The 19172-nt window shown below is 59.6% G+C and carries 9 protein-coding genes; 6 read left to right on the top strand and 3 right to left on the bottom strand.

Going from position 1 to position 19172, the window contains the following annotated elements:
* The first annotated feature begins 71 nt into the window (after nucleotides 1–71).
* The 5 genes from QX128_RS04635 (at nucleotide 72) to QX128_RS04655 (ending at nucleotide 15843) form a co-directional block, all read left to right on the top strand.
* A complete protein-coding gene (locus tag QX128_RS04635) occupies nucleotides 72–557 on the top strand; it encodes a hypothetical protein (RefSeq protein WP_315753314.1) in 486 nt (161 codons plus the stop codon).
* A 23-nt stretch (nucleotides 558–580) separates the two neighbouring features.
* On the top strand, nucleotides 581–10276 hold the full coding sequence (locus tag QX128_RS04640; RefSeq protein ID WP_316236803.1) for a calcium-binding protein: 9696 nt from the start codon (nucleotides 581–583) through the stop codon (nucleotides 10274–10276).
* A 450-nt stretch (nucleotides 10277–10726) separates the two neighbouring features.
* Nucleotides 10727–12262 carry a hypothetical protein gene (locus QX128_RS04645; RefSeq protein ID WP_315753318.1) on the top strand — a complete coding sequence of 512 codons (1536 nt, stop codon included), beginning with the start codon at nucleotides 10727–10729 and terminating at the stop codon, nucleotides 12260–12262.
* A gap of 578 nt (nucleotides 12263–12840) precedes the next feature.
* Entirely contained in the window at nucleotides 12841–13839 is a 999-nt protein-coding gene (locus tag QX128_RS04650) for a phosphatase PAP2 family protein (protein WP_316236804.1), read from the top strand.
* A gap of 201 nt (nucleotides 13840–14040) precedes the next feature.
* Nucleotides 14041–15843: a hypothetical protein gene (locus tag QX128_RS04655; protein ID WP_316236805.1), complete on the top strand. Its 1803-nt coding sequence runs from the start codon at nucleotides 14041–14043 to the stop codon at nucleotides 15841–15843.
* 1690 nt (nucleotides 15844–17533) lie between these two features.
* Here QX128_RS04655 and QX128_RS04660 read toward each other — a convergent pair.
* Complete coding sequence (locus QX128_RS04660) at nucleotides 17534–17845, bottom strand: hypothetical protein (RefSeq protein ID WP_315801842.1); 312 nt, start codon at nucleotides 17843–17845, stop codon at nucleotides 17534–17536.
* A gap of 3 nt (nucleotides 17846–17848) precedes the next feature.
* On the opposite strand from QX128_RS04660, the gene QX128_RS04665 reads away from it, so the two are divergent.
* Nucleotides 17849–18457 carry an SRPBCC family protein gene (locus QX128_RS04665; protein ID WP_316236806.1) on the top strand — a complete coding sequence of 203 codons (609 nt, stop codon included), beginning with the start codon at nucleotides 17849–17851 and terminating at the stop codon, nucleotides 18455–18457.
* Nucleotides 18458–18562: 105 nt separating this feature from the next.
* On the opposite strand, the gene QX128_RS04670 is transcribed toward QX128_RS04665, so the two are convergent.
* Nucleotides 18563–18724 carry a hypothetical protein gene (locus QX128_RS04670; protein ID WP_315801844.1) on the bottom strand — a complete coding sequence of 54 codons (162 nt, stop codon included), beginning with the start codon at nucleotides 18722–18724 and terminating at the stop codon, nucleotides 18563–18565.
* Nucleotides 18725–18847: 123 nt separating this feature from the next.
* The gene (locus tag QX128_RS04675) at nucleotides 18848–19171 is read right to left on the bottom strand and encodes a DoxX family protein (protein ID WP_316236807.1); all 324 of its coding nucleotides are present in this window, start codon (nucleotides 19169–19171) and stop codon (nucleotides 18848–18850) included.
* Between the last annotated feature and the right edge of the window lies 1 nt (nucleotide 19172).

A 19172-nucleotide genomic window follows, 5' to 3' on the forward strand; every position in this document is an offset into this window, starting at 1 on the left:
GCTGCGAGTTAACAGCAAGACTGGTTAGCCAGATCGATCAGGGAAAGCGGAAGCTTATGAGCTTGCCTTGCATGAACGTTGCAAATGGTGAGCGGCGCATGTTCGAGAGGCGAGCGCAGAAAATCAGCGGGGTAGGTCGCGCTGTCAGTTGTATGACGTTGAGGATTTGTGCTCTTTCTGCCGCTCTTTATTTTGCTTGGTTCGATCAGGCAGCAGCGTGCGCGGTGGCCGGCGTGCAAACGGGAGTGCTCTTTGACCATATACCTACGCAGGTCAATGCGCCCGTCATATTAGAGGTGACGATCGTCGGCATTGAGGCCGATATCAGCTCTCAAAAATACGGCCGGCTCGCTGTGATGAACGCTCGGGTCGAAAGGGTTGTCAAAGGAACATTCGACCGTGACGCAGTGAAGGTTGTTACATCCATCAGCACCTGTACCCGAATTGGCGTTGGGCACGGTTACGTTGCCGGTGTGATTGATCACGACGCCCTGATTGGTCTTGAGCTGATTGCAATCCAGAGATCATTTTATGATCTCATCGAGCAAAGAAGATAAATATAGCCGTTTAAGGAACGCCAATGAGCTGGGAAGCAGTAAGCAAGGCCGTTGACTTCTGGTCGGATAAAGCCGCCTGGAGCAATCCGAACAATTCAGAAATCGAATTCACCCCGGATGAGCAAAATTCCATTCGCGATTCATTGAAGCAGCTATACGACAGTTCTGCGTATGCACGTTCGCTGTTGGAGAGTGCTGTAAGCGGAGGAAAACTTATCAAGTTTTTCCAAACGCCCCCCACGACCACGGCAATCACCGACCGCTTCAGCGAGACGGTGGGACTCAATCTTTCTGCAATAAAAAATTCATATTTTATGAACAGCTCAGGTGAGCTAGTTAAGTTTCGGCAGGAGTTGGTTATAATCCATGAGTTGATTCATGCAATCGCGGGAGAAGACGATCCAGTAGGTACTGGGCCTTACAAAAACAATGTAACTAATTCGGACTTAAATGGCTCGACATTCGACGATCTTGGAGAAACTGCAGCTGATACAAACATCGTTGCCGCTCAGATGGGGCTTAGCGATGATTACATGGTCTCTTATTCGGCTGGGATGCTCGTACCTGATACGCGGCTCGCGCGGATGGCCCTTGGAATTCAATACTCGGAAGGCCGCGATGTGGCCGTCCTCAGGGTCGGCGATTTGCCCCTCTCGAGCTCTACAGTCTTGGGGGGAGTTGACATCGTCGATCTTATCGACATGTCGCATCGCGCGAACAAAGGTGTGTACCTAGCGTTCGGTTATGATGGATCGGATAGAATTTACGGTGGTCCGGGAGACAATTTCCTGTATGGGGGATTGCAGGACGATATCTTGGTCGGAGGGCAAGGGGCTAATCTACTGCATGGTGGAGACAGAGGGTTGCCCCTTTCAGGGGATGGGATCGATACTGCTGACTACTCCGGAGATCTTGGGCTGCCCGGACGCAAAGGCATCAAGGTCCTGATCGACCAGAACGCTGTTTCGGCGTCGGATATGGTTGACGGTATCGTGCCGATTCTTGTAACCGACAATGGATTTGGCGGGCGTGACCGTCTCGTCTCTATAGAAAAGCTTAAGCTCGGATCGCAATCCGACACGGTTGTGATTGGAGCGGACAGTCTAGATCTTCTGAGTTCGGTGGAAGAGATTGATGCTGGAGGAAATCCCGCCGATGAGCCGGATGTTTTGGATCTTTCCAAACTTCAAGGTGGCGTGAGATTCATAGATGGACATTTAGACGGCTCTAAGCCGTCCTTTCTCAATTTTGATAAGATAATTGGTACATCTAAGAGCGACGTCTTCAAGTTGAACAATCCCGGTGCGATCGTTAAGACGGGCGACGGTCAAGATCAGATCGAGTTGTCCCATAACGGTGAACTTCTGATTGAGGACGCGAGTTCTGATGACAGGATCACGTATTATGATCATGTTCTTACTGGAGCGGTTCGCTGGGGTGGCTCGGAAGACCCGTATGCTTATGACGTCTTCGACAATCAGTACGGTCGAAACAAAACTGGTGATCTGATTATTACCGATTCTAACGGAAATCAGACCTACATTCCTCATTTCAACTTTGGGGTTTCCGGCAGCAACCAGACAGCGGGCCTTTACGTCGTCGAGATCACATTCAAGACCGTCCGGAGCAACATGTGGACGAGCGGGTTCGAGACGGCTGCGGCCGAGCTCACTGCGCTCGATAAGGCTGGTCAGGCGCTCTACGGCAGAAAGCCGAACGGGCGCAAGGATCCGCTGGTGCTCGATCTCGATGGCAATGGTATCGCCTTCACGATTCAAGAGGCTTCGCGGGTTCGTTTCGACATCGACAAGGACGGTTTTGCCGAGCCGGTCGGCTGGATCGGTGGCAATGACGGCTTCCTGGTTCGGGACCTGAATGGCAATGGTGTGGTCGATGATGTTGGCGAGCTGTTCGGCAACGAGACCGTGTCCGGCTTTACACAGCTGGCCCAGCTCGACGGCAATCATGACGGGGCGGTCAGCGCGCTCGACGACGGGCTTGCCGACTTCAACGGTGATGGTGTCATCGATACGTCCGATACGTTCGCGTCGCTCAAAGTCTGGGTGGATGCCAACGAGGACGGCATCACCGATGCCGGCGAGCTGAAGTCGCTGGCTGACCTCAATATCGTCGCAATCGGGACCGGATCGACGCCTTCGACCTACACGGACGGCGCCGATACGATCTCCGCGACGGGAACCTTCATGCGCGCCGATGGCTCGACCGGGCTTGCCGCTGATGTCCAGCTCGAGACCGACAACTACAATACGACGTGGCTGGGGGATTCCAGCATCAGCGCGGCGGCTTCGAGCCGGCCAAATTTGAAAGGGTTCGGCACGCTGACCGACCTGCGCGTCGCAATGACGCTGAAGCCGAGCCTGATCAATGTCGTCGACGCCGCGCTGCCGTCGATGGCCTCCCTCTCGCTGTCCGCTCTGCGTGAGGCCGTTCGTCCGATTCTCTACGCCTGGCAGGCCGCTGTTCCCGTGCCCTCAGGCACGCCGGGCACCGAGCCGACGGCGGAGTTTCAGTTTGTCGGCACGACCAACGAGAAGGGGGCGGTGCTCTACGACTTCATCATCAGCAAGTCGGATGACCAGGGTCTTTTCTACGCCTATGCCAGTGGCCAGGCCGTGCGCGATGCAAATGGGGTGGTCATCGAGCGGCCGACGCTGCAGCAGGTGTTGGGCAGCACGCCGGAGCAGGGCAGTTGGCAGACGCTGACGGCCGCCGATATCGCCTTCCTCGAGCGTTTCACCGGCGAGCAGATCGGCCTCGGTATTCCGACGAATCCGAGCGCAGACGCCATCTCGCGCGCCGCCGACGCGGTCACCGCTGGCTGGAACGTGCTGAACAGGCTCGCCATCCGCGTTGCCATGCAAGGCGAGCTGAAGCCGTTTTTCGCGGGCATCACCTACGATGTCGCGACCGACACCTTCAAGCCCACCACCGACCAGCAGTTCGCGCCGATGCTGGAGCAGATCTTCCAGCACACGCCGAGCGACCCGACCGCAGCTGGCAGCTATCTGGAGCAATGGAAGGGCATCATCGGCATGATGCTGCCGGACTTCCAGCGTGACGACCAGGGAAGGCAAATCACCGACGCCTATCTGTTCGCCAACATCGTCAATGCGTTCGAGAACGTTCCGGTCAACCTGTCGCTGCAGGCGGTCGCTGACAAGCTGTTCGACATCCCGGCCTCGGAGCTCGTGATCGGCAACGGCAATCTGACCGGCGGCGACACCACCGACGACATCTTCTATCTCAATGGCTCCGATCAGGTCGTCCAAGGGCAGGGCGGCCACGACGCCTACGTGGTCGGCTACAATTTTGGCCACGATGTCATTCAGGACGTCTGGCAGGGGCTTGGCGACAACCAGGAGGACGCGATCTGGTTCGCCCACCTCAACGTCTCCGATCTCACCTTCGTGCGTGACGGGCTCGACCTCGTCATCACCCAGAACGGCACCGACAACCAGATCCGGGTGATCGACGAGTTCGCCGGCCGCCGGCCGGGCCTTGTGACGGCCTATCAGGATTTCGACAAGTCGATCGAGGTGATCAAGTTCGCTGACGGCACCACCTGGAGCAAGCTCGACCTCGCCAAAGCGGTCGGAATGCCATCCTACGCGACCGACGATAATCTGGTCGGCACGCCGGACGCCGACGTTCTCAACGGCGGTCTCGGCACAGATACCATGTCAGGCGGCGACGGCGGTGACACCTACATGTTCGGCCGCGGCGACGGTCATGACACGATCGAGGACAATCAGGCCTGGATCTGGGGCGAGCGGCCGGACTTCCTGCGCTTCGGTCAGGGCATCACGCTGGATGACCTGTCGTTCCACCGCGACGGCAATTCCAACGATGTCACAATCGCGATCAACGGCACCGATGATGCCGTGACCGTCAAGGGGCAGTTCCGGGTCGATTACGGTCTGCTCAACACCACCATCGACCGCATAGAGTACTTCACCTTTGCTGATGGCTCCTATGTCAGCTGGGAGGAGGTGATCCAGAGCATGGATGCCAGCGCCGGGACCGACGGCAACGACGTGATCTACGGCTTCTCCTATGCCGACACGCTTCAAGGCGGCAAGGGCGATGACGTCATCGATGGCGGCCGCGAGGACGATACCTACGTCTATGCCCGCGGCGACGGCAACGACACCATCATCGACGGTCCGGATGCGCAGACCTCTGCCTTCGACACGCTGGTGCTCAAGGGCATCGATCCGGCCGACGTGACGCTCGTCCGTGACGGCAACGATCTGCGCTTGGTGTTCGCCGAGAGCGCCGACGGGGCCGGCGATGCCGGCTCGGTCCTGCTCAAGGACGAGCTCGACGACTGGTTCGCGCGCGGCATCGAGCAGGTCAAGTTCGACGACGGCACCGTCTGGACCCAGAACGATCTGCGGCTGAAGCTGCTGGCCCAGGCGTCGACCGACGGCAACGACGTCATCGTCGGCTACAACACCAATGATGTGATCGAAGGCGGCAAGGGCGACGATACCCTCGCCGGCGGCGCCGGCGACGACACCTATATCTATAACCGTGGCGACGGCAACGACGTCATCACCGAGGTCACCTCCGGTAACTACAGCACGATCGATACGCTGCGGCTGAAAGGGATCAGCCCGGCCAGCATCTCGTTCAGCCGCAACGGCAACGACCTTACGCTCATCATCAACGAAAGCGTGACCGGCGCCAATGACGGCGGCTCAATTGTGCTCAAGGACGAGCTAGGCGACTGGTTCAGCCAGGGCGTCGAGAACATCGTGTTCGACGACGGCACGACCTGGGACCAGAATTATCTGCGCACGACGGCGCTGTCGCAGGCGTTCACGCCGGGCGACGACGTCATCAACGGCTTCAACACCAACGACATCCTAATCGGCGGGCGTGGCAACGACACGCTGAACGGCGGCGCCGGAGATGATACCTATATCTACGCCCGCGGCGACGGCAATGACACCATCATCGACGGGCCGGCCGGCAACTTCTCGACGTTCGATACGTTGCGCCTTCAAGGTATCGACCCCGCCGCGATCAGCTTCGTCCGCAACGGCAACGATCTGACGCTCGTCATCGCCGAAACCGTGGCGGGCGCCGGGGATGGTGACTTGATCCTGATCAAGCAGACTCTGGACGACTGGTTCAGCCAGGGCATCGAGCGGGTCGTGTTCGACAACGGGACCGTCTGGACGCAGAACGATTTACGCCTCAAGGTGCTGACGCAATACTCGACCGCCGGCAACGACGTCATCGACGGCTTCAACACCAGCGACGTCATCACCGGTGGACGCGGCGACGATGTGATGTCGGGCGGGAGCGGCGACGACACCTATATCTACAACCGCGGTGATGGCAACGACACCATCATCGAGGGAACGGTGGGCAACGCCTCGAGTTACGATAATCTGAAGTTCAAGGGGATCCGGCCTTCCGACATCAGCTTCGTCCGCAACGGCAACGACCTGACCCTGGTGATTGCCGAGAGCGCGCCGGGCGCCGGTGACGGTGGTTCGGTCCTGATCAAGCAGACACTCGACGATTGGTTCAGCCAGGGCGTCGAGCAGGTCGTGTTCGACGATGGCACAGTCTGGAAGCAGGCGGACCTGCGGGCCCTCGTGCTGCAGCAGGCAGCGAGCTCCAGCGCGACGTCGATCTACGGCTTCAACGCGGCCGACACGATCCTGGCAGGAGCCGGTGACCGCTATCTGAACGGCCAGGGGGGAACCGACACCTACATCTACACTTCGACGGGCGGCAACGACGTCATCGAGGACAGTACGAGCGGCAACATCCTGGTGATGCAAGATATTGCCTCGACCGCGGTAACGCTCAGCCGCAACGGCTCCGACCTCGTCATCGCGAATACGGCGACGGGAAAGACCGTCACGGTGAAGGCGCAGTTCAGCAACGGGACGCTATCCACCGTCAGCTTCAGTGATGGCGCCAGCTGGAGCCAAGCGCAGATCCTGGACATCCTGGCGGGATCGAGCGACGCCAACGCGTATCCCTTCACCGCCGGAAGCGGCCAGGTGACCGTTGCTAATACGGTCACGACGATCCGGATGGGAGCGGGGATCTCGTCGTCCGATCTCTACTTCCAGGCGAATGGCAATGGCGACCTGACGATCAGGTTCAGAAACAGCACCGACGTCATCACCGTGCCGCGGGATCTTACCGTACAGCCCTGGGGCGTCTCCAGCGCGATCATTCGCATCGCATTCAGTGACGGCGCGGTGCTACCGGTCGGACAGCCGGCTGCGGGCCTAGGCACACCGTTGACTTTCACCTGGGTCGGCAACACCAACGGCTTCAACCTCGGCAACAGCAATTTCGGCTCCAACGTATTCGAGGTGTCGGCAGCCGGAAATCTGGGCTTTGCGGATTATAGCAACGGGGTCGCTGGAACGAACCGGATCAAATATGCGCAAGGATCCGGCAGCCTGACGGCCTGGCCTGGCGCGAGCAAGGGATCCCTGGAGTTCGGCGCGGGTATCAGTGCGCAGGACGTGCTGCTGCAAGCCGGTGGTGGCGACCTGATCGTCAAGTTCCGCAACAATGCAGGCGACAACATCCTCGTTCACAACGACCTGACGGTCAGTGGCGGTGTTGCCTCTAGCTCGATCAATCAGCTGGTGTTCAGCGACGGTAGTTCGATCGCGCTGGGAGGTTCGGCCTCGGTGCCGATTACCTTCACCTGGGTCGGTAACACCAACGGCTTCAATCTTGGCAACTCGAATTTCGGCTCGAACGTGTTCGAGGTGTCGGCATCCGGAAATCTCGGGTTCGGCGATTACAGCAACGGTGTCGCCGGAATTAACACGGTCAAGTATGCGGCAGGATCTGGTGCCCTATCGGTATGGCCCGGCGCGAGCAAGGGCACGTTGCAGTTCGGCACCGGCATCTCGGCGCAGGACGTGCTGCTGCAGTCCAGCGGCAGCGACATGATCGTCAAGTTCCGCAATAACGCGCTCGACAACATTCTGGTACACAACGATCTGACGATCAGCGGTGGTGTCGCCACCAGTTCAATCAATAGACTGGTGTTCAGCGACGGCAGCTCAATCGCGCTGGGCGGCTCAGCGTCGGTGCCGATCACCTTCACTTGGCTCGGCAACACGTCGTCGGCTGGACTATCGGGCTCAGGCTACGGCTCGAACGTCTATGAAATCACCGCCAGCAACGTCTCGGTCAATTTTGCAAATGCGGCAGCAGTGGGGGGCACCAACACCCTGCTTTACAGCCGCGGCGTCGGGCGGACGGACGTCAATCTGAACGCCGGCGCGACCGGCGCCATCAAATTGGGCGCCGGCATCTCTGCCCAGGACATCTATGTGCAGGTCGAGAATGGCGCCGATCTGATCCTTCGGATCCGGAACGACGACACCGACAAAATCGACATTCACGGCGACCTGACGAGCACAGGCGGCATCCAGTCGGTGGCGTTCGCCGACGGTACAGTGTTGTCGCGGCAACAGCTGCTCGCGCTGGAGACAACGGGCACCACCGTCAACGACGTCCTCTGGGGCTCGCTCGGAGCCGACACATTCGACGGCAAGGGAGGAAATGATATCGCGCATGGACGCGGCGGCAACGACACGTTCGTGTTCAACACCGGATACGGCCAGCTCGAGATCGACGAGATCGACAGCTCGAGCACCGCGGCCAATGTGCTGTCGCTCGGAGCCGGAATCCGGCCGTCCGACGTGGGGGTGGCCGTCGCCTCAAACGGCAACGACTGGATCCTCACGATCGGCAACAACGGCGATGTGATCAGGATCGACAACATGGTGCAGTCGAGCACCAGCGGCGTCCAGCAGGTCCGGTTTGCCGACGGCACGGTCTGGGACCGGGCCGCAGTCAGGGACGCGTCGCTGACCTTCACCTGGACCGGAAGCGGCAGCAATCCGACCCTGGTCGGCAACGCGACGGGCTCCAACATCTTTGTGCTCGGTGATGGGGCCGAGACGGCGTTCGGCGGCACACGCTCCAACCTGTTCCGGGTGTCGTCCGGCACGGGGCAAGCCACCATCAATCTGTCGGCGACGGCCGGCGCGAAGAACCAGATCGATTTCGGCAGCGGGGCCACAGCGCAGAAGCTGTGGTTCACGCAATCGGGCAACGATCTGGTGGTCGCCGTGGTCGGCACAGCGACGCGGGTGACGGTCGCAAACTGGTTTGCGGGCTCCGCCAGCCAGTTGCAGACTATCACTGCAGGAACGACGGTGCTGGATGGCGGCGCAATCGGGACGCTGGTTCAGGCGATGTCAGCCTATACGGCGGCCCACCCGGGCTTTGATCCGGCGTCGGTCTCGCAGGTCCCCGGCGACCTCGCCTTGCAGAGCGCGATGGCGGGTGCGTGGCACGGTCAAGCGGGCTTTGTCGCGAACTTCTTTGCCCTGACGTCCGGACCGTCGCAGCTGTCGGACGTCAACTGGGGGGCGGCGCCGAGCTTCGTGACGACAGTGTCCCAAATCTCGGGCACCGCAGACGCCGCCTGGCCAGCCTCGTCGCACGTCAATTTCGCGACGGCCTACCAGGCCAACCTCACCATCACGACGGCTGGAACCTATACCTTCAGCCTGGCTTCCGACGACGGCTCCGCGCTCTACATCGATGGCGTGCGGGTCGTGAACAATGACGGGCTGCACGGCAATAACACGGTCTCCGGCCAGGTGACACTGGGGATCGGGTCGCATGCGGTCGAGGTTCGCTACTTCCAGAATGGAGGCGGCGAGGTCGTGACGCTGACGGCGCCGGCAGGAGCAAACAGTTTTGCGGCTGCGACCGGTAGCCTGATCTTTGCCGGAAGCTACGGCAGCTATCGATTTGCCGCCGATGCCTTCGGCGATGTCTTGATCCTAGACACTCGTGCAGGCGCATCGGGCGCCAATTCCGCGGTAGGCCTGACGCAGCTGATCTTCGCTGACGCAGCGATCGGGGTCGTCTCGGGAACGGCGGGCGTCGATGCGCTGAGCGGCTCCGCGGCCAACGAGATATTCGTCGGATCCGGAGGCAACGATGTGATCGTCGGTGGGGGCGGGGTTGATACGGTCGCATTCACCGGCAACTTTGCGAACTACACGGTATCTTTGAATTCGGCTAATCAGGTCGTGGTCAGCGACCTGCGCAGCGGCAGTCCGGACGGAACCGACACGTTGTCCGGCATTGCTTCGCTCGGATTTGCCGACCAGCAGGTGCAGCTCGTGGTCGGGACCGGCTCTACCGGCACAGCAGGTTCGGCTACGCTGGCAGGAACAGCTAGCTCTGAAGTTTTTGTTGGCGGCGCCGGCAATGATACGTTTATCGGTGGCGGAGGAAACGATCGGTACCTGTTCAGCGCGGGCCAGGAGACGATCGTGAACGGAACTGCGAGCAGCTCTACCGCCAGCGGACAGCTAGCTTTCGGAACGGGCGTGACGGACAACGATCTCTGGTTCCTGCAGTCCGGCAACGATCTGCAGATCGATCTGCTCGGCACGACTCAGAACGTCACGATCAAGAACTGGTTTTCGGCGCCATCGAACCAGCTGCAGGAGATCACCGCCGGCGGTCTCAAGATTGACAGCCAGATCTCGCAGCTGGTCCAGGCCATGGCGAGCTATTCGTCTAGCCATGCGGGCTTCGATCCGACCAGCGCAGGGAGCCAGGCAGCGTCCAGCGACCCGAGCTTGCAGGCATCGATTGCGGCCGCTTGGCACGCGTAGAGGGTGAGGTACACGGAGACGAAAGCTGGCTCGCTCGATTCGTCGGGCGCGCCAGTTCAATCTCATTTCGGCCTGATTGCCGACGTGCCTCCGCTTCCTCTGCCGCCGCCACGCCAGCAACTAGTGATTCTGCAGGATTGCGAACACCTCAATCTCGGCGCCAGACGAGGGGGAAGTAAGTCCCTCGTCGACTGGTGCGGCAAGCCAGCTACGATCGTTGACAAGACTCACCTTTCATCGCGATGACGGCGGCACTTCCTCGCCTCTGGGGACGCCCGTCCAAAATGCCGTTCCCATCAGCCGGCCCGGGCACATCTGTCATTCATAGGTTGTTAACTAGCGTCCATTTGTCCGTGCGAGGAGATGGATGCGAACGTGTTTTTTACTCCGCCTTAGACGCCCTCCCGTATTCAGGTACAGGTAGCGCAAAAATATCGGTAACGAAGTGGGTTGCGCGCGCTGCTGGGAAGGCAGAAGTACAACATGTGCGAGCAGACGATACCCGGGCGTGAGGTGCTGGCCACGTCGGCTGCGACCGATCAGCCGCCGTCGCACCACTTGGGAACTTACGCGTTCCTGATCTCTCTTTTGAGCGTTTTCTATCTTTCCAACGCATCACTCGTCCTAAGTCATTACGACCTTGGCTGGCACCTTGCCGCTGGCGACCTGATTCGAACGGAAGAGCGCATCCCCTTCCAGGATCCCTGGTCGTTCACCCTCGGGATCCAACAGTGGTTCAACCTCTCGTGGCTATGGGACGTGGTTGCCAGCACAATCTTCAAGTTCAGCGGATACGCAGGTCTTGTTGTCCTCGTCTTGGTGTGCGGAATCTTGATCGCTGGATATCTCACGTCGGCTTGCTTGCGAAGTGGCGCTTCCGCGTTCGCCGCCTGCATCGGGACATTTGCGGCTTGCTTGCTGTATCCCTCCTACGATACGGCGCCTAACAGCTATCTCGCGGCATCTCCCAACATCGCGACCATGGTATTCAGCGTGGTCTTCTACCGGGAGTGTTTGCGGCCGACCAAACTGTCGTTGCTACCCTTGCTGATGGTGCTCTGGGTGAATTTGCACGGTGGATTCGTGCTTGGCTTCATGATCCTCGCTGTCTTCGGTGGCGGGGCCATTCTCCGAGGTGACTGGCACGACTTAAAAGCCATCGTAGTGGCTGGTTGCGGCTGCCTAGCGGCTACCTTGGTCAATCCGCTCGGCTGGAAAATCTACAAAGGTGTGGCGGCTACCTTGGGACACTTTGTTCAGGGACATATTGGAGAGTGGCTTCCCTATTCTCACAATGTCGAAATTCCGGGCAGCCTTCCCGGAATGGCCTACATTATTGCGTTCATCGCGCTGGAACTGCGGTACGCCGTAACGGCGAAAATCCGCGCTGAGCACCGCATTCTGTGTTGGGCATTTCTCGCGCTGGGACTTTACCAGTTTCGATACATGTCATTCTTTTTTATCTTTTCGACGGTGCCGGTGGCTCATCATCTCGATCGGCTTCTTCCCACTCGGCTGCCCAAGCCACAAATTCAGCGGGCGCTTCTGACTGCAGCGCTCGTTGGCGCATGTGTCCTTCCGGTTACTTTAATCCGAGTAAAGCCGGCGATGGCATTGCCAAACATGTTGTCGGAGCAGGACGCCGAATACCTGCAGACGCATCTTGCGCATGCGCGAGTGCTCAACCACTGGAACGTCGGAGGATATCTGATCTTCCTTACCCATGGATCAGTCCGGCTCTTTGTCGACGGCCGAGCGGCCACGGCTTATCCTGATGAGTTGCTCCGCGACTACTTCAAGCTCGTGCATTGGGAGGTCGATGAAGCCGCCTGGGATGAGGTGCTCGAGAAGTACCATATCGATGCAGTCTTGTGGCTTAAGGGGCATGATGAATTGAGGCAGTTCCTCGTAGGAAAGCGAGGCTGGACTGAGGACCATATCGGGAAGTACGAAAGTGTCTATGTCAGGCCCGCTGTCGCGCGCTGACGTGGCGCCGAGGGATATCGCCAGGTACTGCATCCCCCGGAGCGGCAGAAGCTCATGCGCATTTGCGTAGAAAGTTGACGGCGAGGTTTCCACCAACGCCCGCTCTGCTTCACCGATCTACTCCAGGGCTCTCGCTCACCGGCCAAACGATTGTAAAGCGTGGTTTCGTTGCTGCCGTAGCCTAGAGATCGCGCGGCGTTATATCCCCGCGCAAAAGCCGCGGCACAGGTTCCACAATGGTACGCAACCGGTGAGAGAATTGTGTCCAGCCAGATCTACCAAAATGCCCTCGCATGAATCCGGCCGCTCTGCAAATGGCTTCAGAACGCGCCTCGTTTGTGACTCGTGAATCTCAGGATCTCCCCTTTCACACTACCTTAAGTGTTGTCCCGTAATTTTGCGGGGGGTGAGAGATCGGGTGATCTGCGGGCCACTGGCCGCCGGGTTAAAGAGCCCTGCTTGAGAGATGTGCCGCGATCAGCTCCCTGGGAATGCGATCCAATGTTCCGTGCTTTCGTCAGATGTTGCGCTCGCGATCGTCAAAAGAGCTTCGTTGAAGGAAACGATGGCCTGCAGGCATGAAAACCGACGAAGAAAGCCTCGCGTGGCAAACACTCAATCTCAATTGGCTGCCAATCGCTCTGTTTGGCGCGGCGCTGTTGAGTGCTTTGACGTACTCCGACTTTTCCTTGGAGCCAATGGGTTTCGGAGTTCTCGTTGCTATTGCGATTTCGCTTGCGAGTATTGCGTATGGTTATGCCCACATCAGGCAGGCTTCTGCGGATCCTAAACTTGTCTTCTGGTTTGGTGTCACAGCTCAGATCATATTGCTCACGGCGATCGCTGGCCCTCTTAGTTATGTCGCAAACGCGATGAATTGGCCCTTACAGGATCAGAGCCTATTGTGGATCGACCGCGCAATTGGGTTTGATCCCCAGGGGATTGCAGCGTTTTTTAATGCCCACAGCTGGGTTGTGCACTACTTGAAAGTTGGATACGGCTTCATCAAGTGGCCCCTGCTCGCGATCCCGATCGTTTTGGCGATGGGATCGCGGTTCTTGCGACTTCAGCAATTCGTGCTGACGTTGAGCGTTGCACTCGCTGTAACGATTGTCGTGTCCGCCTTCATTCCGGCCATAGGGACTTACTATGGTCTGGGATTGTCGCCGGGCGAGCAATTCCCGAAGGTTGACTCGACAAATTACGCGGCGCAGCTTCGGGATATTTTCGCGTTACGAGATGGGTCGTTACGACAGCTCGACGTGCTCAGGCTAGCGGGCATCGTATCATTCCCAAGCTTCCACACGGCGTCGGCAGTTCTTTATATCTGGGCTTTGTGGCCGATCCGAGTTTTGCGGCCGGCGTCGATCGCGCTCAATACCTGGATGGTTGCCGCGACGCCCCTGATCGGTGCGCACTACATCATCGACATCATCGGAGGCGCCGCTGTGGCTGGCGGGTCCATCGTGATGGTCAAGCACTTCTTGAGATCTGTATTTGTCAGTTCACAGCCCCGCGCGCAATGGCCCGCATATTGGCCGTCCGCTATGCCAAACGCAGGATCTTCGTCGGAGTAGACCCGGGTCACATCTTGGTGGTGCTGCCAGATGGGCCGCGTTGGGGCCGGCGGGAGCGACGAATTGGCTCGATATCTGTAGGCTCGCGGAACACTTGAACCCGATGGGCTCAGTGCTGTGCAGACGTTGGGCAGCTCGACGAGGTGCGTGCTGCTCCAGTTAAATTCGGTTGTTGATGCTGTGGGAACCAGTGGGCTCATCATGTCAGACGCCATTTCGAGTTTGAGCTCGGTTCCAAGCCAGGGCAGAGTAAGAACCGTCGGCGTTCTGATCCTGGTGCTGGGGCTTACTGTGGCGATGGCGTTCAAGCTGCTCTCGATCAGGGGCGGCGTTTTCGACGCCATGTCGACCGATGATGCGATGCGTCTTGTCGAAATCCGGGATTTTCTCGACGGCCAGGCCTGGTGGGATCTCCGGCAATACCGCCTGGGTCCATCCGGCGTGCTTATGCATTGGTCGCGGATTGTCGATCTGCCACTAGCTATATCGATCCTGACCTTGAAACCTTTGATCGGTCCGCTCCATGCGGAAGCGGTAACGCTGTTCGTCTGGCCAATACTTCTGCTTCTCGTGGCTCTCGTGCTCGTCGGGACGATTGCCTACCGTATGAGCGAAGGCGTCGCGGCCTCATCGCTGGGCGCAGCTGTGCTGGCTATGCTGGCAGCGCCAGCATTGATTCACTTCAAGCCGGGCGCGATCGATCATCACAACGTGCAAATCGATCTCTTGCTCCTGATGCTTCTCTTTGCGATCCAGGCCGATCGAAGCGCGACCAGGGCGGCGCTCGCAGCGTTGACCGGATCTGTGTCGCTCGCAATCGGAGTTGAGATCCTGCCGGTGATCGTCACGATATGCGGTGCCATGGCGGGTCTTTTCGTCTGGCGTGGTGGAGAGGTTGCGCGCGAAGTCTCGGCCTTTGCTCTCGCGCTAGCCGCATCATCGGCGGCTCTCGGATTTGCGTTGGTTCCGGCAGAGGAACTAACGTTGCCCGTGCTTGACGCGTTCGGGGGCCCGCTGCTTTTGTTGACCGTGGGCGGGAGCGTTGGCCTGGTGCTAATGGTTGGAATTGAGCGTTACCGATCCTCGCTATGGCTGCGTGTTGGCACTGCGACCGGAACCGTGATCGCCTTGCTCGGTGCGTTCGTCCTGCTTTTTGCGCGATCGCTGGTGTTGCCGTATTCGCAGCTTGATCCGCTGGTCGTTTCTCTATGGCTCGATCATGTTCAGGAGACCGTATCCCTGGCGGAGATGATCCGGATCGGTCCAGAGGAAGTACTCGGCTTTTACGCGTTTCCTCTTATAACAATGGCAATCGCGGCAGCGGCATTTTTGCGAGCCAACCCGGTTGATCGATTTCGGTGGGGTGTTGGTGTCGCTGCCCTCGCGACGTTGATTGCGATCAGCGTGTGGGAAATGCGCGGAACAGGCGGGGCTGCCATGGCGGCAGCGCCAATATTCGCCGCAGCCGCCGTCTTCATCTGGCCATCGCTTGCCCAGACAAGCAGCCTCGTTTTGGTGGCGTTCGTCTTGTCTCCGGTCATGTTCGCGGTACTTGGAAATTGCGCGAAACCGCTGATCGATTCGATGGTAGAGCCGACTGAAATGGTATTTGAACCTGACGAGTCCCGATGCCAAAGTGTTTCGGATGCCGAGCCTATGGGGCTATTGGCGAGAGGACGCGTCATGGCGCCGATCGATCTCGGCCCGGCCATATTGGCTGCGACGAAACACGCCGTGTTTGCGGCCCCATACCACCGGAATAACGATGGCAATCTCGCGATGCTCAAGCTCATGCTTGCGCCAGCGCCGGTTGCGCATCAGATTCTACGAGATTACCACGTCGATTATGTGGTCACGTGTCGGACATCTCCAAATCGTAACGTTATTGAGCGCGCTCCGGATGGCTTAGAATCATTGTTGGCTCGAGGCGAAGTTCCTGAATTTCTCGAGCCATTGGGACTCGCATCCTCGTCCAAAATCGCGGTTTGGCGTGTTCGGGGGTGATGGCCCAACTCCGGTAGCTTAGGTTTGGCGCAGATGAAGTCAAGTTGCTCACGCAACTGCCCGTATTCTGATCCGTCCCGTCAATACTGCGTCCACTACCCGGTCCGTGGGTGCGCGCTCTCGATCTCGCGGCCGCATCGGCGCGAACTCGGTAGCAATTGGGTATCCTCTTGAAGCGAGAGGACTCAGGAAGGTTGAGCACCAACTCGCACAATGAAGCTTCGGTCCGCGCGCCTGCGCGCGGTACTGGGGCGCGGACCAAGGACCTTGAGCGGCCCTGGGTATATGAAGAGAACGCGATCGCGGGACATTGCAATGCCAGCTGGCAGCGGGGTGTCGGCACGACGCATGGGTGGATCTCGCGCGTGCGCGAGTCTTGCGCCTCCCCGCAACCATCGAAACACAGGAGAGGTTGGGCGAACGAGGGATCCGAACTTCACCTTTGGGCGCCGAGCCCAAAGGGCAGGCAGTCAACTTTTCTGAAGTCTTGGCAACTTTCAGGCGATTCTGGCTTCCAGCCTACCCCTTGGATGGTGCGGGCATCGCCAGAAATTCCCTTTTGAAACCAAGAGCCCTGGAACGCTGGTGCGGGTGCCTAAATCATTGATCTTGATCCGTGTTTTCGCCCCTGTCGTGCCCACCATCGGCCGAAGCGGCCGGTGGCCCAGCTTGGTCTGGTTTTCCGATCGTTGAATATCCTCCCTTGTGAACGCGAGGCGCGCGTGACGATCGCGGGGCGACGCAACCGCGGGCTCCGCCGCCGCCGCGTCGTCGTGACGGCGGCAAGCCGGCTTGAACCGGCCATCCATGACGAGTCTCTTCGGTCAAGTTCTCCGTCATTGCGAGGAGCGTAGCGACGAAGCAATCCAGAGTCGCGCGCGCGACTCTGGATTGCTTCGCTTCGCTCGCAATGACGGCGGTTAGATTGTGATGAGGGCGCTGCGACATGGCTTCGCTGCCTCGCGGCGCATTCTCGCGTCCGAGCTTTGCTGATCGATGTCCCTCTCTTGGAAGAGGGCACGGGGAATGCCGGGCGCTGGCCGCACCCATGGCCCGCCTGCAGAAAAAAAGCAGGCGGCAGTCACCACAGGTTCAGCCGAGATCACCCGGCATTCCCCGCACGATGGTTTTGACGGCTGCTTCGCGATCTCCCCGGTGCGCCGGGCTTTCTGGCCACCGTTGCCCGCGCCGCGCGTGAGCGCCAACGCAAGCGTGACACCAGCGTCGGGGTGTCAGGACCACGCGACTTGACCGTGCGCATCGCCGCCGTTCGTCGGCGTGGAGAACCACGCTGCGACATCGACACGCCCACCGCATCCCGCCTCGACGTTCGTGACGACCGCGAAGCGCCCCTCTTGTGAGACGGGATGGAGAGAGAAGATCATGATTTCTGGAAAAAAGAAACAAAAATCTTCAGGCCGGGAGGGCTGGATAGAGAGATGTGTTTGAACCCGCAGGCGAATGAATTTTTCTGACGGAGGCGTTTTCTTGGAGCGTGGGCTCCGGGTGATGGGCGGATGTGCTGGGCGTACGCGAGTCTCGCAGCAGTGATTTGCCCGTCGGGTCGCGTGCGCTCCTCGCTTTTGCCGATGCGTCGTTTGAAGTTCGTGCCCGGAGAATAGATAGAACCTGGTCCGCCAGCCGAAGCTCGTCACGTGTGCGAAGGTTTCTCAGATCGACGGCGCCTTCATCACCAAGACAGCGAAGAGTCCAGCGGCACGGTGACGAACATGCCGGCTTGGATCTGCCCTTCTGCTATCTCGCCAGCCAGAACAAACAACCGAAGATGCAGGCAGTCGGGGGCCCAGATCACACCCGGCGGCGCCCTTGTAGAAGCTGGGATCGCCGTCGGCAGTCTCGTCGTCGATGGGGTGGGCCGGCCAGAATGATCGGGATCGAATTGGGCGATCGCGTCGGCCGCGATGTCTAAGATCGCGACCAGGGCAGTCGCTTCGTCCAAGGGAGTCTGGATCAGCGGCCGATGTCGTCCCAGGGTGATCATCGTATGGGCTCCCGGGTGCTGTTCGTCGGTCGCGTCAAGCGGCAGGCCGCATCATCGGCAACGAGCCTATCCAAAAGCCTGCCGCCGGTACACCATCGGTCCTATCGGATGACGGTTCGAGACAATGCGCAAGGTCAGCAGGGAATGAACATGGACGAGACCCTTTCGATACGGCGCTACATCGCCGCGCCTCGGTCGGCGGTCTATCAAGCGCTGCTCGATCCACGCGCAATTGCAAAATGGAAAGTGCCGGACGGAATGACCTGCGAGGTGCATGCGTTCGACGCCCGTGAAGGCGGCTCGTTGCGGATTTCGCTCACCTATGGCGTGCCGACCGGGGCGGGCAAGACGACCGCGCAAACGGACACATATCGCGGTCGCTTTGTGAAGCTCGTCCCGAATGAGCAGGTTGTCGAAGTGGACGAGTTCGAGACCACGGATCCCGCGCTGCGCGGCGAGATGACGATCACCATCACGCTCGCCGACGCGGATGGCGGGACCGAACTTCACGCCACCCACGCTGGACTGCCACGCGCGGTATCGCCGACCGACAACGAGACTGGCTGGCGGATGGCACTCGCGAAACTCGCGGCGCTGGTCGAGGCGCGATAAGCCCGGTTTTCCGCTCATGCCCGAGGCAGACATGCGCATGCCGATCATAAGGACATGCCGTCGACGGCAACCGCTGTTCGCCGAAGCAGAGGAAGAAAAAGCCGCTCAGAAAAAGCCAGGGCTCAGATCTGTTCCGTAGGTCAGCGCCATCGCCGCCACCAGCAATATGGCGGCACCGAGCAGCAAGAGGTGTTTGAGCAACGCGTGTTTGCGACCCTCGGATGTTTCAGAAAATGCCTTATAAAATACCTTGGTCAGAGCCGTCATTTGCGACCTCAATCTCCTCCCGCCCTGAGGTGGGTCAAGACGGGAGGCAGAAGGTTCATCGCGGGACAGGCGCTGACCGACAGCTGGCGCGAGAATCCGGCTCTCCGAACGCCGCGCGATCCTTCAGGGGGCGGCAGCGGCAAGCCCGAGCAGGACGACGAATCCGCCGATCGGCGGCAGGTGCCGGACATCCCGATGGCGCAGAACGGTCACCGCTGCCGCGGCGATGATCGCCGATCCAAGCGCCAGGCCGACGATGCGAGCCTGGGGAAGCGCAATCAGAATGGCGGCGACGATCTCCAGCCCGCCGGTCAGTCTGCCCCACCAGGCGGCGGGGTAGCCCCAACGGGCGAAATCGCGCCGCGTGTCGGCCGTGCCGACCGCGTTGAAGACGCCGGCGCCGAAGAAGGCGGCGACCAGCAGCCAGATCGAAACAGCGTGCGCCATC

The sequence above is a fragment of the Bradyrhizobium sp. SZCCHNR1015 genome (genome assembly GCF_032489875.1).
Classification (GTDB): domain Bacteria; phylum Pseudomonadota; class Alphaproteobacteria; order Rhizobiales; family Xanthobacteraceae; genus Bradyrhizobium.